Here is a 21,142-nt window from a genome sequence, read left to right on the forward strand (position 1 = left end):
CGCTTAGGTAGCGTATAAAGAGAACAATGGCAAGAGCAGATCTGTTAAAAAAACTCCTACAGAGCTACCAAAAGCGTGATGACCGAGCTTTCCGTGAGGCGGCGGCAGAAATTATTGAACAGGAGAGAAAGAAGCATCATATTGTTTTGGCAAACGAGCTAGAACGAATACTGAAGAATGGGAACGGGTATATAGAACAAGGACAACCCTCTAATCTGACACTTTTTGGACCTATTCCGCGAGATGCTGACAAGGGAGTCGGGTTACTGGAGCCAAAGTGGACGAGCCGTTATCTGGATGATCTAATTTTGAGCCAAAAGATCCGGCATTCTCTTGACAGGCTTATGCGTGAATTTCGTGAATGGGAAGTGCTGGAGGCGAATGGCTTGCTCCCAGTACGACGGGTTTTGTTTTGCGGTCCATCTGGATGTGGTAAAACAGCAGCAGCCGAAGCCATTGCCGCAGAATTAGGATTGCCTCTGTTGTATGTTCGCTTTGATGCTGTTGTTTCATCACTGCTAGGTGAAACGGCTGCTAATCTCCGCAGAGTCTTTGACTATGCTCAAAGAGGACAGTGGGTGATGTTTTTTGATGAGTTTGACGCTATAGGTCGTTCGCGGGACGATCCGACAGAGCATAGTGAGATTAAGCGAGTTGTTAATTCATATCTCCAAATTGTGGATAACTTCAGTGGCAGATCACTGGTTATTGCGGCAACAAACTTTGAGCAGGCTTTAGATCCAGCCGCTTGGAGAAGATTTGATGATATAATTCGTTTTGAGAAACCGACGAATGAGCAGCTTAAGCAGTTGGTAAAAAAAAGATTAGTCCCTCTAAAATTTAAAGCGTCACAAGTCAATGAAATTGTGAGTCATCTCTCCAACTCAACTTATGCAGACGCCGAGCGAGTTTGTCTCGATATCCGTAAGTCATGTGCTATTCAGGGTACTCGGCAAATCACCCAGGAAGATGTGGCAGAAGCTGTCTTTCGATATTCTTATCGTAAGGCTATCCTGGAAAAAGCATATAACAGTCCCATTGCAACAATTGATAAAGATTAAGAAATTATGCCAACACTTCAACCGGGTTCGGGTCAGTATTTGCACATTGAGTTTGTTCGGGATGTAAAACGGCAACCAGAGCGACGAAGAGGGGGTTATAGCAGACTGAAGCCACCAGTTCCAGATGATCGAGATCAACACGCTCAAGAAATTTCTCAAGAGATCACTCAGGCAGTTCAACAAATATCTCAAGCTCGTCAAGGTTGGGGCATAGAGCCTTCCAAATTGTTCGTTTTAGAGTTTAGTAGTGTCAATCTTGATCTGCGAGATATTTTTGAGCAGCGTTTTGGAGCTTGGGTTGTTAGCGAATATAAGGATAAGGTTGAAAAGGATAAGGTTGAAAACCAAGAGCGATATCGGTTTCTTGTTCAATTTCCTACTGAAACATCTCGTCAGCATTTACAAGAAGAAATTCGACTCTACAGAACAGAAGCTAATAATATTGAAGTTTTGCCTTTAGGTATGAGGCAGAATTTTTGTGAAGCGTTACAAGCTGTGCGTTCTATATCGCGAGATGAAAGAATTGGGGTGCGTCTTCGTGACGAGGGATTTCCTGAAGTAGAACCTTTCTATCTGGATATTGATCTTTGGCATCCTGGAGATTCCTCAGATGCTCGCCAAGTGCTAAATGATATACGCTCAATGTGTGCCAAGTATGGCGGTGCATTAAAAGAGGAAGTACGCACATCCAGTTTACTCCTAATTAAAGTTTATGGTTCCAGACAATTAGCTGAAGCTCTTCTGGAGTTAGACTGGGTAGCTCGTGTTGATCTTCCTCCTAAGCTGTCACAAGCTTACTCAGAGATATTTGGTAATATTGAGCCGCCTGACCCCATGCCCATTCCTGCCGATGAAGATCCTCTTGTTTGTATCGTAGATAGTGGTGTGGTATCAGGACATCCATTTTTGATGAATTGGGTGATTGAGGAGCGAGATTTTGATACAGGTGAAGATACTCCTACCGACTTAAATGGTCATGGAACCTCAGTTGCAGGTTTGGTTGTTTACGGTGATATTGCTAAGTGTATCGAAAGTCGTAACTGGCAACCTAAAGTTAAAATATGTAGTGCAAAAGTCTTGTGCCATGATGCCATTTGGCAACGCCCTGTTATTCCAGAACAACATCGTGCTGAAAAGCTCATAGAAGATGCTATTCGCTATTTTTGGAAAGAAAGAAGTTGTCAGATATTCAATCTCTCAATTGAAAATTCAGTAGAGGTTTACAGGGGTGGACGGCAATTTCCCTGGGCTGAGAAACTTGATGAACTAGCAAGAGAACTAGATATCGTTATCGTTCAAATTGCTGGGAACCGAGACAATCCTCCACTACCCGAAAAAGTATATATTAGAGAGCAAGCTCAGGAAGCTATCCGAACAAACTTACTAAAGGATCAAGATCAGAGAATTTGCAATCCCGGTACGGCTGCACTGGCTCTTACAGTTGGTGCTATGGCCAGATCAGATGCACTTGGGCATCATCAACAGAATATTGGACCTCGGTTAAGAGATGCTTTTGTAGGTGTGCCAGCTAATGCACCAGCACCCTTTACTAGAATAGGACCAGGACTGTCTTCTGGAACGAAAAATTTTGCTATTAAACCCGATATTGTTGCCTATGGTGGCAATTGGGCAATTCAAACAGTAGTTGGCGGAAATCCCAGTTGGAAACCTTTCGTTTTTCTCGGTGAACCAACCATTCAGAAAGAGCAAAATGGTCGATTTATCACAGCCCGAGATGGTACTTCTTTCGCTTGTCCTCATGTAGCTCATGCTTGTGCGATCGCGTCTGCCAGTCTAGAGGCAACTCTGGGGTACAAACCATCTGCCAATTTAATTCGTGCGTTGGTAGGTAGTGCAACAATTCCGCCTCCATGTCCTCCAGGTTGGTTAGATGATGAGAAAGAAACACTTCGTTTGGTGGGTTACGGAATGTGTTCAGTAGACGACTTAAGATGGTCTAAGAAAAATCGGGTTCGTTTAATTGCGATGGATGAGCTTGAGTTAGATAAACTTCATATTTATCGCATCGCTATTCCTGAAATTTTTATAGCAACAAAAGGAAAGATGGGTATAACAGTCGCTCTAGCCTACGATCCGCCAGTTCGCTCCAGCCGCAAGGAATATTTGGCAAATACAATGTGGGTTGAAGCATTGCAGGGACTAACGAATGAAGAGGTGGAGTTATATAAGGCTAAATTCACAGGTGAAGATGCACCAAAACCGCCATCAGGTTCAGAAATAAAAGAGTTACAACCTCCAAAAACAAACCTACAATGGTCAACGCTTCAAGTAAGACGAAGAACGTGGAGTCGCAAAAAGTTTCGAGTACCTAATGGTGAAACAGAACCAGTTATTCATTTTGTTGTCGGTTGTCAGCAAAGATTCCCGACAGAATTTGACTATAAACAGCGATATGGTTTAGTTGTTCTCTTTTGGCATGAATCCGAGGAGATAGAGTTATACCAAGCGTTACGAAATCGAGTAACTCTCAAAGCGGCTCGTGTACGAGTAGGGGCTTGATGTAAATAATTTAATGTGACAGTCTTGACCCAAAAAGTTTAGCTAAATCCTGTCGTAATCCTTGACCAATATAAAACTTCAATAGAGCATCCAATGACATATCTCGACTAGCCGCCACTTTTCTGAGGGACTCCACTGTGTCTGTAGGAATCTTGAGTGATACTGTCTCAGTCGCCCGTGGATGCAAACGCAATTCAAATGTTTCTTCAGGCTTGTTCATAGAATTTTCGTTCAATACGAGTATCAATACAAGCAGAATTGTTTACACTCTACCTATTCTCTATGATGACGGTTCGGTGCGGTTAGTCCAACTCACTCAAAAGCCGTGATAGGTATTTCTACTCAAAACCTATAAGGATTTCTGATACAGCCCTTGGGGGTGATCGTGTAAAAATGAAGAAAATATAAATCGTTTTAATAAACGTTGCTGATACAGGAGTCAACATCCATGGTCGTACTCACCGATCGCACCCAGAAGCGCTTAACCATGCAGACGGGCGAAATCGCGCCAGATACAACGGCGATCCGTTCCTTAGATTGGGATCGCGATCGCTTCGATATTGAGTTTGGGCTGCAAAACGGCACCACCTACAACTCGTTCCTGATTCGGGGTGAGAAAATTGCCCTGGTGGATACCTCCCATGAAAAGTTTCGTGAACTTTACTTAGATACGCTTAAGGGGTTGATTGAACCCAGCCAGATTGATTATCTGATTATTAGCCACACGGAACCGGATCACAGTGGCTTGGTGAAGGATATTGTCCAACTTGCGCCAGAGATTACCGTTGTCGGGTCAAAAGTGGCGATTCAATTCCTGGAAGACTTGGTGCATCACCCCTTCAAACGGCAAATCGTCAAAAACGGCGATCAACTGGATTTAGGCAAAGGACATGTGTTGGAATTTGTCAATGCCCCCAACCTGCATTGGCCCGACACTATCTTCAGCTACGATGCTGGAACCCAAGTGATGTTTACTTGTGATGCCTTCGGGATGCACTACTGTTCCGATAGCACCTACGACGAAGACATTAATGCCATAGAAGCCGACTTCCGTTTCTACTACGACTGCTTAATGGCACCCAATGCCCGTTCCGTTCTCTCCGCCCTGAAACGGATGGATAAACTAGGAGAAGTCACCACCGTCGCCACGGGTCATGGTCCCCTATTATTGCATCATGTCGGGGAATGGGTGGATCGGTATCGGCGCTGGAGTAAAGCCCAGGCAAAAGCCGAAACCTCTGTCATCGTCTTTTACGTATCCGATTACGGGTATAGCGATCGCCTGTCCCAAGCCATTGCCCGAGGCATCACCAAAACCGGGGTGGGCGTGGAAATGATGGACTTAAAATCGGCTGATCCGCAGGAAGTCCAGGAAACCGTCAGTCGCGCCGGGGGAATCGCCATTGCTATGCCTCCCGCCTCCAATAAAGCCGCCACCGCCGCCGTGAGTACCGTCCTCGCTGCCGTAAAATCCAAGCAAACGGTGGGTTTGTTTGAATCGTATGGCGGAGATGACGAACCCATTGACCCCCTCCTGAGTCAATTCCGCAACCTGGGACTCAAAGAAGGATTTGCCGCGATTCGGGTCAAAGAAACGCCAAGCGAAGCCACCTATCAACTCTGCGAAGAAGCCGGAACGGATATGGGGCAACTGCTTACTCGCGATCGCGAAATTAAGCAACGGAAATCCCTGGATAGTGACCTGGACAAAGCCCTAGGACGGATCAGTGGCGGACTTTATATTATTACCGCCCACAAAGGTGATATCAACGGTGCCATGTTAGCCTCCTGGGTATCCCAAGCCAGCTTCAAACCCCTCGGCTTAACCATTGCGGTGGCGAAAGATCGGGCAATTGAGTCGTTAATGCAAGTCGGCGATCGCTTTGTGCTGAATATTCTAGAAGAGGGGAATTATCAGGCATTAATGAAGCACTTCCTCAAGCGGTTTCCCCCAGGTGCCGATCGGTTTGAGGGGGTGACAACGCAAACAGCGACGAATGGATCGCCGATTCTCACCGATGCATTGGCGTATGTGGAATGTAAGGTGGAAAGTCGCATGGAGTTGAGTGACCATTGGATTGTCTACGCCTCTGTTGATGCTGGACGAGTGTCTAAGGCAGATGCGTTGACGGCGGTTCACCATCGTAAAGTGGGGAATTATTATTAAACGCAGAGGTTCGCAGAGGTCAACGCAGAGGTTCGCAGAGGATGACTGAGAATGAGGTGTCGGGGAAAGTGATTGGGTTGGCGATGAAGGTACACACGGCTTTGGGACCGGGTTTATTGGAGTCAGCTTATGAAGCCTGTTTGAGGTATGAACTGAATAAGGCTAGCTTAAACTTTGAACCCCAGAAACCCTTACCCTTAGTCTATGAAGAGATTCGCCTCGAATGTGGATATCGAGTCGATCTCCTCGTCGAAAACAAAGTCATGGTTGAACTCAAAGCCGTTGACACCCTGCATCCCATCCACACCGCCCAACTCCTAACCTACCTCAAACTCTCCCACCATAAACAAGGGACTCCTAATCAACTTCAACGTCATCCATCTCAAAGACGGCATCAAACGAGTCGTCAATCACCTCTAACCCCCCTCTGCGAACCTCTGCGCTTCCCTCTGCGTCCCTCTGCGTTAAAAAAACCATTCACCCCAAACTCAACCATGAACCTCAAACGAGTCGTCAACCACCTCTAACCCCCTCTGCGAAACTCTGCGCTTCCCTCTGCGCCCCTCTGCGTTAAAAAACAACATTGCACCCACCACCACTAACTCAACCATGAACCCTCCTACCCCTCGCGACGTTCAAGTCCTCCCCATCGCCTCCGACACCACTATTCTCCGTTCCCGGACGTGGGATAGACTCAAATTTGAAATCGAATATGCCCTACAACGCGGCACCACCGCCAATTCCTATCTCATCCAAGCCGATAAAATCGCCCTGATTGATCCCCCTGGCGAATCCTTCACCGAAATCTTTTTAACCGAACTCCAACGCCGGATTGACCCCAAACAAATCGATTATGTTATCCTCGGTCACGTCAATCCCAATCGAGGCGTTACCCTCAAAGCCTTACTCAAACTTGCCCCTCAGATTCAATTTGTCTGTTCCAATCCTGGTGCGATCGCGCTGCGTGGTATCTTAGATGCACCGGATTTAAAAGTAACGGTGGCGCGAGGCGATGAAAGCCTGGATTTAGGGAAAGGTCATCACCTGCAATTTATCCCCACGCCGAATCCCCGTTGGCCCGATGCCCTCTGTACCTACGACCCGCACACCGAAGTTCTATTTACCGATAAGTTATTTGGGGCCCATCTGTGTGGTGACCAAGTAATGGATGAAGGCTGGACAACAATTAGCGAACACCGCCGCTATTATTTCGATTGCGTCATGGCACCCCATGCGCGACAGGTGGAAAAGGCGTTGGATAAGGTAGAGGAGGTGCAAGCAAGGCTGTATGCTACAGGTCATGGGCAATTGGTACGCTATAGCTTAATTCCCCTGACCCAATCCTATCGCCAATGGTGTGAGGCGCAAAAAACCCAAGACATAAGCGTCGCCCTGTTATATGCTTCAGCTTATGGGAATACCGGAACCGTTGCCCAGGCGATCGCACGGGGGATTACTAAAGCTGGAGTTGGTGTAGAATCGATTAACTGCGAAATCGCTGACCCGGAGGAAATTCGCGCCGCCGTGGAAAAGGCGGAGGGGTTTGTCATGGGTTCTCCGACGCTGGGGGGTCATGCACCCACCCAGATTCAAACGGCTTTGGGAATTGTTTTATCCACGGCGACGAAAACCAAACTGGCGGGGGTTTTTGGGTCATTCGGCTGGAGTGGTGAAGCGATTGACTTGATTGAAAATAAGTTTAAGGATGCGGGGTATAAGTTTGGCTTTGAGACGATTCGGGTTAAGTTTAAGCCCACGGAAGCTACACTGAAATACGCCGAAGAAGCGGGAACGGATTTTGCCCAAGCCTTGAAGAAAGCCAAGAAATCCCGCACATCTCGCCAACCCGTCAGTGATGCCCAAGTTGCCCGAACGGAACAGGCTGTGGGGCGGTTAATTGGGTCCCTTTGTATTATTACCGCCAAGCAGGGAGAACTCACGGGGGCGATGTTGGCAGATTGGATTTCCCAAGCCACATTTAATCCACCGGGTTTAACGATTGCAGTGGCGAAAGACCGGGCGATTGAGTCGTTATTGTATCAGGGGGATCAGTTTGTCGTGAATATTTTAGAGGAAGGCAAGCATTTGGGATTAATGAAGCATTTCCTCAAACCCTTTGCCCCAGGGGAAGACCGATTTGCGGGGGTGGCGACGGAGGATGGCGAAAATGGTTGTCCGATTCTCAGCGATGCTTTGGCGTATGTGGAATGTACGGTGGATAATCGGATGGAATGTGGGGATCATTGGTTGATTTATGGGGTAGTGACCAATGGCAAGGTGTTATCGGATGGGGTAACGGCGGTGCATCATCGCAAGTCGGGGACGCATTATTAGTAAGCTGTCATGCATTTAAATTGGGTATTAGTAGCGAGCAAGATACTCGCACTACAAGGATGAGAGCCATTATTGACATTACGGTTTAAACTGAAGTTCCCCAGTGCAGATGTACTACACCCAGGCTAAAGCCTTATTCCATGGTTGTTTGATCGCTCAACCCCTCAAAGTCGTACCCATGTAGCCCTTGCCAAAATCTGGAATTGATGCCATTTGGCGGGTAAGGGACTTGCGACTTAATAATGTACCAAGGAGACTTAGCTGAGTTCATGAATTTCAGCTTTCCTCACTGGTACTTTATTTTTACGCCGCTCCCTAACAACGGTTCCTCTTGAGGCGTAGATCAATTCCCAGTTATAGCGCTTCGCGCTGGTCTAGTTACACTTTGTTTGTACGCTACTCGTTGCAGCAGTTCGGTTTTTAAGGCTAATTGCGTTGCGTCATTGCTCACCATATCTCACCATATCTTCATGTTTCTTTCCAGGCTTTGAGGAAAGGCATTAAGTTAAGTTTCCGTTGATTGAGTATGGATAATTATCCAGTCTCCATCCTCGGTCTGACCGACAAGATAGACATGTACTATAACTTGACTGAACCGATAAAATTGGAAATTAGTTAGGTTAGATTTGACTAAATTTGCAAAATTTTGGTTTTGATTATGTTCTTCATTATTATCCTGATCATCTTCTCCAAAAAAACCTTCTCCCAATTCAGCGATTTTAATAAATCCCGCTCGGTCAAAAAGTTTTTTTAGCATTAAATCTCGTTGTTCGGCGATTTCCCCAACAAAGCACTCTAGATAATCAATATTTTCAAAACGTTCAATTCGAGAACTCGCACTCTCCAACACTTCTATGGCTGCTTGATTCTCTGGCTTGGCTATTGCTAAGTCACGCCCTAGCGGAATGGGTGAACAGCCCATAAGATGCACAGCTTGCCATTCGCTACTCAACTCTGTTGATAATCCTAACCAATCACCTACTGCGGTTTGCCCTATCAGTATGTAGGTATAAAGGTCTATTTCTATTTCATCTTGAGTATTGCTAGTGAGTCGATAGACTTGCCAGTTGGTCAGATACGGTTCCAGTTGCGCCATTAAAGTCCGAAACCCTTGGATGACCTCTTGCGCTCCCTTCAACATGGCAGAACCTTCACCTCGATAGTTGAGAATCTGGAACCATTCGAGTGTGTTAATGTCCCCGGTGTAGAAATCATCCAGCGTGATTCCTTTGAGATGTCCCATTGCCAAAAATAATTTCTCCAGGTTAAATTCTCCTCTTTGGTTTACTTCCCAGAGAAAAACTTGGTAGGGATAATCCGATTCGCTACCATAAGTATAAAATAGTCCCTGACAAGCTTCTCGAAGTGTAGATAACAATTTGAGGTTAGGATTGTCTGGGGAATTGCAGAAGATCCCAGCTAAATCAGAAGCATTGCGAACATTAGTCAAGTTCGCACCAAACCAACTGGCGCCACCTAGATTAGCATCCGTCAAATCAGCCCCTGTTAGGTCAGCATCTTCTAGGTTGGCATCAGCGAGGGTAGCCCCTCTCAGATTTGCCCCTCGCAGCTTGGCTACGTTCAAGTTGGCTAAAAAGAGGAAAGCATCCGATAGGTTAGCTTGACTCAGGTCAGCTTGACTCAAGTTGGCATTATTGAGGTTGGTTTCCTTTAAGTTTGTCTGTCTCAGATTTGCTCCACTCAGGTTAATCCCCGACAAATTGAGTTTTTCCAAGTCCGCGCCGCTTAGGTCAATACCAGAAAAATCTCGCTCAAGAGCGGTATAGCGTTCAAGCAATTCTTGGCGGTTCATTACGTCTGCTCTCAAATAATTTTCCTCATTTTAGTACAAATGCACTGATTTCAGTTCCTCCGGTGCAGATGTTTCTTGAGTTAAAGTCCCACGGTTCTCGTTATGTTCCCGACAGATGCTGATTCAACGGTAAAACCTGCGTAAGTCCTGAAGATATCAGCATCCCGCGCCCAAAAAAGCTAGAGTAACAAAGTCAGCAGGTATGAAATTAGACAAATGGGGACACTGTATGTTGTTGGGACGCCAATTGGCAACCTAGAAGATATGACCTTCCGGGCGGTACGCATCTTGCAAACGGTTGATACTATCGCCGCCGAAGATACCCGCCACACGGGAAAACTGTTGCAGCATTTTCAAATTAAAACCAACCAAATCAGCTACCACCAACACAATCGCCAGCAGCGCCTACCCGAATTGCTGCATCGGTTAACGGCGGGAAAAACCATCGCCTTGGTTACAGATGCGGGAATGCCCAGTATATCTGACCCCGGTTATGAACTCGTCCATGCTGCTATAGAAGCTGGAATCCCGGTGATCCCCATCCCCGGTGCTACGGCGGGAATTACCGCCCTCAGCGCTTCTGGACTCCCTACTGATCGATTTGTGTTTGAAGGCTTTTTACCTGCTAGTGGTCAAGAACGCCAACAACGGTTAGAGTTGTTAGCGGCTGAATCGAGAACCTTAATTTTTTACGAATCGCCCTACCGCCTCCAGCAAACCCTGGAAGATTTCGCCACTATCTTTAGTCCCTCCCGTCAAATCGTCCTAGCGCGGGAATTAACCAAGTTACATGAACAATTCTGGCGAGGCACAATTGAAGAGGCGATCGCATATTACACTGACCACGAACCCAAAGGTGAATTTACCCTAATCCTTGCTGGCGCACCTGCTGAAACCCCTGTCCTCTCTGAAGCCGCCCTCAAAGCTGAACTCAGCCAACTGATTAACCAAGGACTTTCGCGATCGCAAGCCGCCCGTCAATTATCTCATCTCACTAATCTGCCGCGACGCCACCTTTACCAAATGGCACTATCGTTAACCGAGATCCCGTAGGGGTGGGTTTAGGAATTCAATGAACAGACACACTTTAAACCAGACAACGAAACCCGCCCTCTTCTTGGCGCTAAATTAAGGCTGGTGGGTTTCGACTTCGCTCAACCCAGCCTACGGTATATCAGACGAAGGACAAATGACGAAGGACGAATGACATAAGACAAATAACTGAAAAAGACCATCAACTTGACAGATGGTCTTTCTTGTGCTACAGATGTCGTTGTCATTTTTGGAGGAAATCTGCTGCCCGTTCCCAAACGCACAGCTTAAGATTTCTTCATATTTTTATCGTAACAGAGAATACGGTTTTTATCAAACTTTACATTTTTATCCCGAAATATCTGCCGTCTGATAGTGTTCAGCCTGTTGAGGACGCCCCCATAGGATTTGTTCTCGCTTGTAAATTGCCATTCCCGGTTTAGCCCCCTTGGGCTTGTAAACATACTTCGGCTCAGTATACACCACAGGTACTGTATCACTCTGACGACCTCGACTATAATGAGCAGCTAAGTCAGCCGCAAACTGGAGATCCGCTTCATCTGCCACCGCCCCTGGATCTAAGCGTAATAAGACATGACTCCCAGCAATCTCCTGGGTATGAAACCACAAGTCATAATCCCCAGCCGTGCGAAAGGTAAGCTGGTCATTTTGGCGATTGTTACGACCAATTAACAATTCAAACCCACTGGGCGTGCGATATCGGTAGGGTTCAGAGGCTTCGGTGACATCCCGACTCCGTTGATCTCGAACATCCAAATACCCTTGCCCAATCAACTCCTCGCGGATTTCCTGTAACGCCTGCAAATCTTCCGGCGTGGTGTAGCGATCAATCTGAATTAAAGACGCCTCAACCTGTTCCAAATACTCAACTTCCGCTTGCACCTCTTGCAGTAACGGCACAACCGCCAGACGCGCCCGTTTCAGCTTTTGATGACGTTTATAGAGGGCTTGAGCATTTTGCACAGCATTTTTGTCGGGATCGAGGGAAATCGTCAACGGTTGATTGGTTTCAAAATCCAGAACCGTGATCTGGTTCATTCCCGGTTGCCAATCTTGCAGATGTGCCATCAATAAGTCAGCTTGTTGACGATACTCATCCGCCTGTTCCGATTGCTGTAACCGTTGTTCAAAGCCTAACGCCTTGGAGCGCGATCGCGCTAAAAAATTGTTGACTTTCTGAGTCAGTTGGTTATGCAGTCGGCTAAACTCTTGTCGATTCAGTTGATCTGTATAGTAATGATGCAGTAAAAACTGGACATTTGCAGCAGGTTTAATCACACCCCAACCCAGCACATTATATCCATCCTCTGTCCAACCCGGTTGTAAACGGTTAACTTCCTTGTCTCCCCCATCTTCCCCAACAAGGGCGGGTTTAGTTAAGTTATCAGTTTTCTCCAAAACATTATCCGTAAAACCCGCCCCTACAACTTGACCCCAATTTTCCAACGCCCATAGCCATTCTTGCCAGCGCTGAAACAGCCGTTGCCAATCCTCTGTCTTTAACGTGTCTGTAGATTGGTTGGGATCTAAATCAGCCGTTTGGATCATGGAACGCACCAAGGCTGGACTTAATCCCCGATAACTCTTGAGTAATTGCCGTTTTAACGCTCCGGGAACTAAGCTAACTCGTTCTTGCCAACGCTCCTGGGACTCACTTAAACTGGGTAAATCCCCCAACAATGCTGGCGGATGTTCGTAAGGCTGACCCGTTTGAATCGGGCGGACGCTCGATTGCTGGGAGCTAACCTGATGGGCGGCGGTGACGATGATATTTTTATCATCTGTCAGAATAACATTACTATATTTACCCATAATTTCTACATACAGATGCCAGAGAATCGGATCTCCGGGGCGTCGGGCGAATTGCAAGTCTAACACCCTCTCCCAAGGAGCAATGAACTGAATCCCGACTAGCGCCAACCCATTTAACTGATGTCGCAGTTGGTCACTAAACGTAAACGTATCCGGTAGGCGAGGCGGCGGATCAGCCAAGCAAATTCGGGCGGCTTGGGGATGCCAAGCCAGCGTCAGCCATCCTCTACCCTGAAGCGTTCGTAAGCATAGAGTAATAGTAAAGCGATCGCGCTGATAAACCTTTTCCAGTCGTCCTGGTATCCAACCCGCTTGTAACTCTGCACAAGCGGCTGTCAAGGTCGTAAAGTCAACCTGTTGCATGTCTTCGTGATGGGGTGTAACGGTGTCTCGTATAAATTGGTGTCCGTTGTCGTCTGACTATCTACTTAATAGCCGATGACAAGTAAGCCGCATTTATGGCAAGCAAATCTACTCTTTTTTTAGCGTCAACCCGAAAATTCAGGTTTTCTGTGCAATTTAACCTTGTAAGCCTAAATTTTTGTAGATAACATTGAAATCAAATCCCTCGTAATCGCTCCTCAAGCGGCTTTTGCCGTTATTTTTTCATGGACATTCAACTGATCAATATCGGTTTTGGTAACATTGTTTCGGCAAACCGTGTCGTGGCAATCGTTTCTCCAGAGTCTGCCCCGATTAAGCGTATCATTACAGATGCTCGCGATCGCGGACAACTGGTTGATGCAACGTATGGGCGGCGCACTCGAGCTGTCATTATTACCGATTCTAGCCATGTCATTTTATCAGCGATTCAGCCAGAAACGGTTGCTCATCGCTTTGTCATTGGCAAAGAGGGAGCAACCAGTACTAATTAACTCGACAAGAAACCGATGATCAAACCAGGCAGACTTATTGTAGTAACGGGTCCAAGTGGCGTGGGGAAAGGAACGTTAGTCCGTTTACTCTTGACTAGACATCCGCAACTGTACCTATCGATTTCCACCACTACCCGTCAACCCCGCCCTGGTGAAGTGGAGGGACAACATTATTATTTTGTCAGTCAGGATACGTTTAAGCAGATGGTCAGCGCCAATGAGTTATTGGAATGGGCAGAGTATGCGGGGAATTATTATGGTACACCCCGCAAACCCGTAGAACAGCATATTCAACGGGGTGAGTCCGTCCTCTTGGAAATTGAACTGGAGGGAGCAAGGCAAGTTCAACAAACCTTTCCCACCGCCTTGCGTATTTTTATTCTACCCCCCAATATGGCGGAACTCGAACAGCGCATTCGGGGGAGGGGTAAGGATAGTGAGGACGCGATCGCACAACGCCTGGAACGAGCCAAAGCTGAAATCGAGGCGGCGGATGAGTTCGATCTGCAAATTGTCAATGACAATCTAGAAGAGGCACTATCGAAGCTAGAAGCAGCTATTTTTTGAGGGGCGGAGTAAATGGGAAGGTGAGGGAGATGAGGAACACCTCGACTTACTTCGGCTTCGCTCAGTAACACGCTCGGTGTGTCAGATGGGGAAGATAGGGAAGATGGTGTAGGGGCGGGTTTCACTACTATCGTTGGAAATGGTGCGTTACGCTACCCTTCGGGAACGCTTCGCGAACGCTAACGCACCCTACACCCGCCCCGACTTTACGTAGCTTGCTTCTCGCGAAGCGAGTATGACCAATGACGAATGACAAATAACAATGCCAGTATAGAAGAACCAATATCAGGGGCATCACGATAATCTCTCACCGTTGAAAACCGCAGGTAAGCATGCAAAGTCAATTAAATACCCCTGTACTCGAACAATTGATTGATTCACTTCAATCCAGTTATTCGGTGGAAGAGGCATGTACAACCATTGAACCCTTAGTTCAACAGCTTTTTCCCGATGAAATTGGGGCGATTTTTGTCATGAACTCCTCAAAAAACTTACTGGAGGCGATCGCGACTTGGGGTTCTGTTCCGTTGACGAGCGATTCGGTCTTTTCGCCCCACGAATGCCTAGCATTACGACGCGGACAGGCTCATTTGGTCGATGATACCCAGTATTGTTTAAACTGCCAGCATATTCGCGCTAATTCTCCTGCCGTGGAAACCTATTGTGTTCCTATGATTGCCCATGGAGACACGGTGGGGTTGTTGTCCGTTAGTTCACTCCAACGGGGGCGAATTGCCCAAACTCGACAATTAGCGGAGAAAGTGGCGAAGCATATTGGCTTGGCATTAGCGAACTTAAAACTGCGAGAAACGCTGAAAACCCAGACGTTTCGAGATCCGCTGACGAAACTGTATAACCGACGTTATCTGGAAGAATGCTTTGAACGAGAAATCCGCAAGTCTCAACGTCAACCCAAGCCTATCGGGGTAATTTTATTGGAAATTGATGAGATGGAACAGTTAAACCAGCGATTTGGTAAATCTGTAGCTGATTTGCTGTTGCGCGAGATTGGGTTGTTATTACCCAGCCAAGTTCGGGCGTCGGATATTGCCTGTCGTTATGGTGGTCAACAATTTCTCCTACTCTTACCAGAAGCCGCGTTAGCCGTCACCCAACGACGCGCCGAACAACTGCGACAGAGTATTCAGCAACTTCGTTTAGACTATCGGGGTCAATCCTTGAGTTCTCTAACAATTTCTGCGGGGATAGCCAGTTTTGCTGAACATGGCAAGACGGCAAAGGAAGTGCTACAAGCAGCTCAGATCGCCCTGAATTTAGCAATTACTGGAGGACGCGATCGCATTGTCACAGCATCCTGATTACCTTGCTCAATTCAAAAGTTATATTGTAGGGGCGGGTTTAGCCATTTATAAAACTCGGTTAATCATAACGTATCAACAAAACCCGCCCTTATTCACCGTCTTCCCCCGCTCCCCCAGCTTCCCCAGCTTCCCCAGCTTCCCCAGCTTCCCCAGCTCCCCCAGCTTCCCCAGCTTCCCCAGCTCCCCCAGCTTCCCCTACTCTCCTGCTCCCCTGCTCTGGGGATGGCGCGATTGCACAATGTTTAAAGCCGCTATTCCTAACGTTACCAGCACCATACCCGCGATTTGAGGAACCGTTAATGGACTTTGAATCAGAATCCAAGCCAAGAGTGCGGTTAAAATCGGTAAGGTAGCCCCCAAAACCGAAGCGCTAGCCGCACCAAGTCTGGCAATTCCCATGAAGTTGCAGATAGAACTAATCAAAGTAACACCGCCTAAAACCAGACCACTTATCACTAGATTTGAACTTAAACTCGGCGCAAAGACTAGACCCCACGATGCTGGGAAGGATATCATTACACCCAAGGCAGAAAATATCAGCACGATGGCTAAGTTCAGCAACAGAATTGGCATCGGATGAAACTGTTTTGCCAAATTTTGCATCAGCATTAAATGCAGGGCAAAGGCGATCGCCGCCCCTGACGCCAGGGTAACACCGAATTGTGACAGTTCCCCGCTACCACTGGGTAGAGTCGTCAGCACAAACCCTGCAATCACCATCGCGAAGGGAATGAAATGACTCCATCGATTAAAGCGATCGCTTAAGAGTAATAGCACGATGGGATAGATAAAGAAAATAATCACAGCCACACCGGGCGCAATGATTCCTAATCCCCAATACAGCAATACTTTGGATAAGAATAGGAAAAACCCGCTACAGAAGAGAGTACCGAATAAACCCCAATTGCGCGATCGCAGAACCTGTTGAATATCTCGCCACACCCCCCGATAAAATCCCCGACTCAAGATTGCCATCAGAGGTACAACGACCAACATTCGCGACCATAGTACCAGTAAGGTATTCCCTAACGTCGGCATCCAAAAACCACCCACTGGTTCTGGGAATCCCGCAATCGCTGTGGCATTAAAAATAATATTGACAAAAACGTTTTCAAATGCTAGAGCTAGCAACGATAACAACACCAGCACTAACCCAACCCACTGTTTCCCCGTGGATTGTTTTGGCGGGCGTCTTTGAAGCTGGGTAGGTGGAACAACAGGTAAAGGTGATTCAGCAGGCGATCTGACGATTTCGCCCTGATTAGAACGAGGAGAAGATCCATCCTGATCCGGCGCAGGTAACGTTAGAGGATGGGGGGCGGCGGGAGGAAGTTGAGAACGGGGTTCAGAGGTAGAGGATGGGGGAGGAATTTCAGCTTTGAGTCGATTCACCAGTGTCTCTAGAATCACCTCGGCTTGTTCCTGGAGACTGTACATCTGGCTCAACTGTTGAGACATTGAGCTTTGATAGCTATTCAGATCCTGTTGCAGGGTTCTAAATGTAGTTCTCAGCGTGTTATCTAAGGAAGCCACTAATTCCTGGATAGTTTGCTGATGATTTCCCACCGTCTGATCAATGGATAGTCTTTCTGAGGATTGGGCAAGTTGTTGGAGTTGCTGGCTGAGTAAGTCTTGCAATTGGTTGGCAAAGGCTGGGGCAATCTCAGACGTCAGTGCTGGCGGTTGAGTCAAGTGCTGCTGTCGTTGATCGTGCAGCGTTTTAATTTCCTCGCTTAACTGGGCTTTCTCTTTGTGTAGCTGTTCAATCTCCTGAGTAAACTGAGTCATGAGACGATGACGCAACGTCTCCATTTCCTCAATACTCTCAGTCATGGATTGCAAGAGATCGGCGGCTTGTTGTTCCCGATTCTCGGCGTTTTCCGGTTGATTGTCTAGTTGCCCCATTTCCAATACCACTCGGTTAGTCTATGCCTTGCAGTAATAAGTTCACTGCTTTGAGTCGGATGTTGAATTTTAGCATAATCGGCGAGAAGCCTCACGGTCGAATCTTTGATTGACCGTGAGATGAATCGCTAGTTGGAGGAAACTTGTTTCCAGGGTTGCTCAATTTTTGTTACTGATTGATAGGTAGGGTAACAGTAACGGTTGTGCCGATGCCGACTTCACTCTCAATTTGGATTTGACCGCCATGTAAGTCCACATATTTTTTGACAATGGCGAGTCCTAATCCAGTGCCGCCAATGGTGCTAATATTACTCCCCCGATAAAACGATTCAAATAATCGGGATTGATCTATGGACGGAATGCCAATTCCTTCATCTTGAATCTGGACGGTTACGTTATCTGAGTGACAGCCTAACTGGAAGGTGATCGTGCCTCCTTTGGGGGAATATTTGACAGCATTGGAGAGCAAGTGATTTAATAATTTCCGTAACATAGCCTCGTCGAATAACCCTTTGATGGGAGATTCTGCAATAAACACCTTGAGGGTATATCGCGGATCTAGATTACTTTGGAATTCCTCGATTAGGTCATGACATAAATCTGCCACCTCCAGGGAAATAGGATTAAATTTCATTTGTCCTGCTTCCGATTGACCAATCAGTATCACATCATTTAGGAGTTGGGTAATATGTTCAACACACAAGCCAATTTTTTGGAAATGTTTTAGCTTTTTGTCCTCGGTTAATTTTTTATCGTAGAGTTTCAATAATTCGCTAGAGGATTGAATCGTGGTTAGGGGAGTCCGGAATTCATGGGAAATGGTGGTAATGATGTGAGATTTCAATTCACCCAGTTCTTTCTCTTTCTCTAAGGCTTGGCGAATCATCGCCTCGCTGCGCTGGCGTTCAATTATTTCCGTTTCTAGCCGGATTTTTTCTTTTTCTAATGCAGCGGCATAGATCCGTTCTGTGATATCATGCAAAATACCAGAAAGACCCGTAAATTTGCCGTTAGTAACCTGTGAGGCATGGGCATGAATTTCTAGCCAACGAGTTTCTCCGGTTTTGGTGACGTACCGAATCTCTCGTTGAAAACCAACGTTTGCCCCAGTTAGGATAGATTGCCATAATTCTTTCTGGAGTTGGCAATCGTCAGGATGAACACACTCAAGAAAAGGCGTTCCTAAGGTTTCTTCTAGAGTAAACCCCATCAACTTTGTCCAAGCCGGACTGAGAAATTCCCAGTTACCATTGGGGTCAATTTGAAAAATAACTTCTTTAACATTTTCTACGACGGATCGATATTGTTGTTCGCTGCGTCGCAGTGCTTTTTCTGCCCAACTTGCGGCGAGGAGACGACGAATACGTTGGAGTAAGACGGGGACATGCAAGGGTTTAGTCACATAATCGATCGCGCCAGCAGCAAATGCTGAATCAATGGACTTTTGATCCTCAAGCCCGGTAATCATCAGCACCGGGATACCCAGCAACGCGCGATCGCTCTTTTGTTCGGGAGTCTGTGTAAAGGTTTGCAGGTTTTGGCAACAGATGAAACCATCCATCACCGGCATCAACGCATCCAACAGCACCATATCCGGCTGGTACTGCTGATACGCCGCTAAACATTTCTCCCCATTTTCTGCCTCGATCACCTGATATCCCTCTTTTTCCAGCAGTTGACGTAACATCACTCGTGTGAAGCGATCGTCATCAGCAACGAGGATCAGTGGCGATTTTTGAGGATCATTCCCTGTTGCGGTTAACATCCTTGGACTCCTATTTAGCACACAGACAAATCTGGACTCAGTATTCCCAAGAATGGTGAACCGATAACATTTGGAGAGATAGGGGACATGGGGGAGATGAGGGAGATGAGGGAGATGGGGAAGATGGGGGAGATGGGGAAGATGGGGAAAATGAGCGAACTTTCCTTGTCTGTGTAATCAGTGTCAATAAGCTCTCACTTCCCTACCCCTATCTCTCCAATAAATCCGTGAAATCAGTGTTTTGACAAATGACAAATGACAAATGACGAATGACGAATGACGATCCCCACCGTTAACTTTAATTGTCCCCACCTACTTAACCCTTAATAATCGCTTCACCGCGTTGGTAAAGTTCACGGGCATAATCCGTCCACATTCCTTGTCCCCAATAGCGAAAACAACTGGTCTCCAGTAACAACGTATACAATAACGCTTGCTGATAATCACTTCGCTGCGTCACTGATGGATCTTCCTGCACTAAGGGGTCATACTTCAGATGAAACGCCGCACTGAGTTGATTCATGGGTTCTAAGACATTTTCATAGCCTTTGACCCAACTTAAATCATTCGTCCATGATGCCCCATCAACGTGGAATTGATCATCCGTGGCTGTCAACTCTGCGATCGCACTCGCTACTGCATCAGGTGTAATATTATCTAGATCGACTCGTTGCCAAATTTTATGTTGACCAACGGCTTGACAAGGAGGATACTCTTCTGGATTAACACCTGCTGCTTCTAGTAATTCTAAATACTCCGTCCCATTCATCGGCACGACACCCGTTTTTCCGCCGCCTTGATCGCGAATTTCATAGTAAATCCGAAACAAATCACGGGGATATTCGTTCATCATCACGCCCCCATTTTCGCCATCAGCAATTTGGGTGACTAAGGATGGAATCGAATGATTGCCAATTGACTGCTTACCCCGCCCCTTTGCCTCAAAATAGGGCTGCATTTGTGCCACTAATTTGGTATCTGACCCTTGTGTTTTAATCAAAATTGTGATAGAAATTGTTTCCCCCTGAGAATTGCGAGCCACTAAACGATTGGGAACATATTTCTGATCCTGTGACAATCCCGAACCATCCAGATTTTCCAGAGAATGTTCCTGTACCATCAACCAGCGATAGCCACAGTCTTTTAGCGCTTTGATATATTCATACAAACTATCAGGATGATTGGGTAAATGCATCTCTGGTGGTGAGAAGCCTTTGACTCGCTTCAGCGCATCGTAGCCAAAAATAGCAGCAAAATGATGTTGCCATGCCTGAATATGCAGTTTAATATCGGGAATTGGGGTAGAGGGAACAACCGCATGACTCCACATCGTTCCCAGCCATTCCACATAAGGCTGATAAGCGCGATCGCAGGTAATCCGTTTAAGATTATTCAGGATATCCTCCCGCCCCATTTGCTGGAATCCCCACAACAAATTCCCCGAATAATCCAGCATAATCCGAGGATTACATCCCTCTGATACCAGTTGGGGAATAAAATCACCCATCCGACGGTAGCACCCGGCGAAGGGTTCGGCATTATGGTTATCCCCTTCCTGGGGATGTTCAAACATGTATTGGAGATTGCTAATCAATTCACCATTCGCCCCGGCTGGAACCGTGGGTTGGTGCAGATGTAAGGCGCAAGCGAATCCTGAAGTGATATCCTCGAGGCGGAGATTGGTTGTCGGTAAAAATACAGGTTCGTCGTGTTGTACCACCGCCCGAATATTGTCTTCCCACCCGCAAATATTGGGTAATCCTTCTCGTAATTCCGCTAAAGCGGGTTGATTCGGGGTTGAGGTTACTGCACTCATGATCCTTTCCTCGATGATTGTGCTATTGCTAGCATACACAATTCGTCATTCGTCATTCGTCATTCGTCCTTTGTCATTCGTCATTCGTCCTTGGTAAGGGTTTGAGGATTATTGATACAAGTTAATATATTT

Annotated in this window: 14 protein-coding genes and 1 pseudogene; 9 read left to right on the forward strand and 6 right to left on the reverse strand. The window is 46.7% G+C overall.

All coding sequences use genetic code 11. The features are described 5' to 3' along the window. Positions 1–26 precede the first annotated feature (26 nt). Both RID53_RS07140 and RID53_RS07145 read left to right on the forward strand, forming a co-directional pair. Positions 27–1,061 carry an AAA family ATPase gene (locus RID53_RS07140; protein WP_446387452.1) on the forward strand — a complete coding sequence of 345 codons (1,035 nt, stop codon included), beginning with the start codon at positions 27–29 and terminating at the stop codon, positions 1,059–1,061. 6 nt (positions 1,062–1,067) lie between these two features. Continuing rightward, positions 1,068–3,581 carry a S8 family peptidase gene (locus tag RID53_RS07145; protein ID WP_446387453.1) on the forward strand — a complete coding sequence of 838 codons (2,514 nt, stop codon included), beginning with the start codon at positions 1,068–1,070 and terminating at the stop codon, positions 3,579–3,581. A 10-nt stretch (positions 3,582–3,591) separates the two neighbouring features. Here RID53_RS07145 and RID53_RS07150 read toward each other — a convergent pair whose 3' ends face one another. Continuing rightward, a complete protein-coding gene (locus RID53_RS07150) occupies positions 3,592–3,801 on the reverse strand; it encodes a hypothetical protein (protein ID WP_446387454.1) in 210 nt (69 codons plus the stop codon). 228 nt (positions 3,802–4,029) lie between these two features. Between RID53_RS07150 and RID53_RS07155 the strand changes: the two genes are divergently transcribed. The 3 genes and pseudogenes from RID53_RS07155 to RID53_RS07165 all read left to right on the forward strand — a co-directional run bounded on the left by RID53_RS07155 (position 4,030) and on the right by RID53_RS07165 (position 8,082). Beyond that, the gene (locus RID53_RS07155) at positions 4,030–5,748 is read left to right on the forward strand and encodes a diflavin flavoprotein (protein WP_446387455.1); all 1,719 of its coding nucleotides are present in this window, start codon (positions 4,030–4,032) and stop codon (positions 5,746–5,748) included. A 41-nt stretch (positions 5,749–5,789) separates the two neighbouring features. Beyond that, positions 5,790–6,168, forward strand: a pseudogene (locus RID53_RS07160) (GxxExxY protein). 189 nt (positions 6,169–6,357) lie between these two features. Beyond that, positions 6,358–8,082: a diflavin flavoprotein gene (locus RID53_RS07165; RefSeq protein WP_446387456.1), complete on the forward strand. Its 1,725-nt coding sequence runs from the start codon at positions 6,358–6,360 to the stop codon at positions 8,080–8,082. Positions 8,083–8,587: 505 nt separating this feature from the next. Here the strand turns inward: RID53_RS07165 and RID53_RS07170 are convergent. Next, the gene (locus RID53_RS07170; RefSeq protein ID WP_446387457.1) at positions 8,588–9,910 is read right to left on the reverse strand and encodes a nuclease A inhibitor family protein; all 1,323 of its coding nucleotides are present in this window, start codon (positions 9,908–9,910) and stop codon (positions 8,588–8,590) included. 201 nt (positions 9,911–10,111) lie between these two features. Between RID53_RS07170 and rsmI the strand changes: the two genes are divergently transcribed. Next, the gene (rsmI, locus tag RID53_RS07175) at positions 10,112–10,948 is read left to right on the forward strand and encodes a 16S rRNA (cytidine(1402)-2'-O)-methyltransferase (RefSeq protein WP_446387458.1); all 837 of its coding nucleotides are present in this window, start codon (positions 10,112–10,114) and stop codon (positions 10,946–10,948) included. A gap of 327 nt (positions 10,949–11,275) precedes the next feature. Here rsmI and RID53_RS07180 read toward each other — a convergent pair whose 3' ends face one another. Then, positions 11,276–13,123, reverse strand: coding sequence for an Rqc2 family fibronectin-binding protein (locus tag RID53_RS07180; protein ID WP_446387459.1), 1,848 nt, complete (start codon positions 13,121–13,123; stop codon positions 11,276–11,278). Between the two features lie 245 nt (positions 13,124–13,368). Here RID53_RS07180 and remA point away from each other — a divergent pair, with 245 nt between their 5' ends. From remA to RID53_RS07195, 3 genes are all read left to right on the forward strand, one after another. Then, entirely contained in the window at positions 13,369–13,635 is a 267-nt protein-coding gene (gene remA, locus RID53_RS07185; protein ID WP_446378804.1) for an extracellular matrix/biofilm regulator RemA, read from the forward strand. 15 nt (positions 13,636–13,650) lie between these two features. Beyond that, positions 13,651–14,202, forward strand: a complete 552-nt coding sequence (gene gmk / locus RID53_RS07190) for a guanylate kinase (RefSeq protein ID WP_446387460.1) — start codon at positions 13,651–13,653, stop codon at positions 14,200–14,202. Between the two features lie 332 nt (positions 14,203–14,534). After that, positions 14,535–15,521, forward strand: coding sequence for a GGDEF domain-containing protein (locus RID53_RS07195; RefSeq protein ID WP_446387461.1), 987 nt, complete (start codon positions 14,535–14,537; stop codon positions 15,519–15,521). A gap of 198 nt (positions 15,522–15,719) precedes the next feature. Here RID53_RS07195 and RID53_RS07200 read toward each other — a convergent pair whose 3' ends face one another. The 3 genes from RID53_RS07200 to RID53_RS07210 all read right to left on the reverse strand — a co-directional run bounded on the left by RID53_RS07200 (position 15,720) and on the right by RID53_RS07210 (position 21,010). Next, positions 15,720–17,429, reverse strand: a complete 1,710-nt coding sequence (locus tag RID53_RS07200; RefSeq protein ID WP_446387462.1) for an EamA family transporter — start codon at positions 17,427–17,429, stop codon at positions 15,720–15,722. Positions 17,430–17,598: 169 nt separating this feature from the next. After that, positions 17,599–19,194: a hybrid sensor histidine kinase/response regulator gene (locus RID53_RS07205; protein ID WP_446387463.1), complete on the reverse strand. Its 1,596-nt coding sequence runs from the start codon at positions 19,192–19,194 to the stop codon at positions 17,599–17,601. Between the two features lie 316 nt (positions 19,195–19,510). After that, positions 19,511–21,010 (reverse strand): glycosyl hydrolase family 57, encoded by a 1,500-nt coding sequence (locus RID53_RS07210; protein WP_446387464.1) that lies wholly within the window; start codon positions 21,008–21,010, stop codon positions 19,511–19,513. Between the last annotated feature and the right edge of the window lie 132 nt (positions 21,011–21,142).

This window comes from Coleofasciculus sp. B1-GNL1-01, assembly GCF_040220235.1.
Taxonomy (GTDB): Bacteria; Cyanobacteriota; Cyanobacteriia; order Cyanobacteriales; family Coleofasciculaceae; genus Coleofasciculus.

Excerpts from the sequence above, each read along its gene's own strand:
- RID53_RS07140 (WP_446387452.1), top strand. The coding sequence starts at position 27 with ATGGCAAGAGCAGATCTGTTAAAAAAACTCCTACAGAGCTACCAAAAG.
- RID53_RS07145 (WP_446387453.1), top strand. The coding sequence starts at position 1,068 with ATGCCAACACTTCAACCGGGTTCGGGTCAGTATTTGCACATTGAGTTT.
- RID53_RS07150 (WP_446387454.1), bottom strand. The coding sequence starts at position 3,801 with ATGAACAAGCCTGAAGAAACATTTGAATTGCGTTTGCATCCACGGGCG.
- RID53_RS07155 (WP_446387455.1), top strand. The coding sequence starts at position 4,030 with ATGGTCGTACTCACCGATCGCACCCAGAAGCGCTTAACCATGCAGACG.
- RID53_RS07165 (WP_446387456.1), top strand. The coding sequence starts at position 6,358 with ATGAACCCTCCTACCCCTCGCGACGTTCAAGTCCTCCCCATCGCCTCC.
- rsmI (WP_446387458.1), top strand. The coding sequence starts at position 10,112 with ATGGGGACACTGTATGTTGTTGGGACGCCAATTGGCAACCTAGAAGAT.
- RID53_RS07180 (WP_446387459.1), bottom strand. The coding sequence starts at position 13,123 with ATGCAACAGGTTGACTTTACGACCTTGACAGCCGCTTGTGCAGAGTTA.
- remA (WP_446378804.1), top strand. The coding sequence starts at position 13,369 with ATGGACATTCAACTGATCAATATCGGTTTTGGTAACATTGTTTCGGCA.
- gmk (WP_446387460.1), top strand. The coding sequence starts at position 13,651 with ATGATCAAACCAGGCAGACTTATTGTAGTAACGGGTCCAAGTGGCGTG.
- RID53_RS07195 (WP_446387461.1), top strand. The coding sequence starts at position 14,535 with ATGCAAAGTCAATTAAATACCCCTGTACTCGAACAATTGATTGATTCA.
- RID53_RS07200 (WP_446387462.1), bottom strand. The coding sequence starts at position 17,429 with ATGGGGCAACTAGACAATCAACCGGAAAACGCCGAGAATCGGGAACAA.
- RID53_RS07205 (WP_446387463.1), bottom strand. The coding sequence starts at position 19,194 with ATGTTAACCGCAACAGGGAATGATCCTCAAAAATCGCCACTGATCCTC.
- RID53_RS07210 (WP_446387464.1), bottom strand. The coding sequence starts at position 21,010 with ATGAGTGCAGTAACCTCAACCCCGAATCAACCCGCTTTAGCGGAATTA.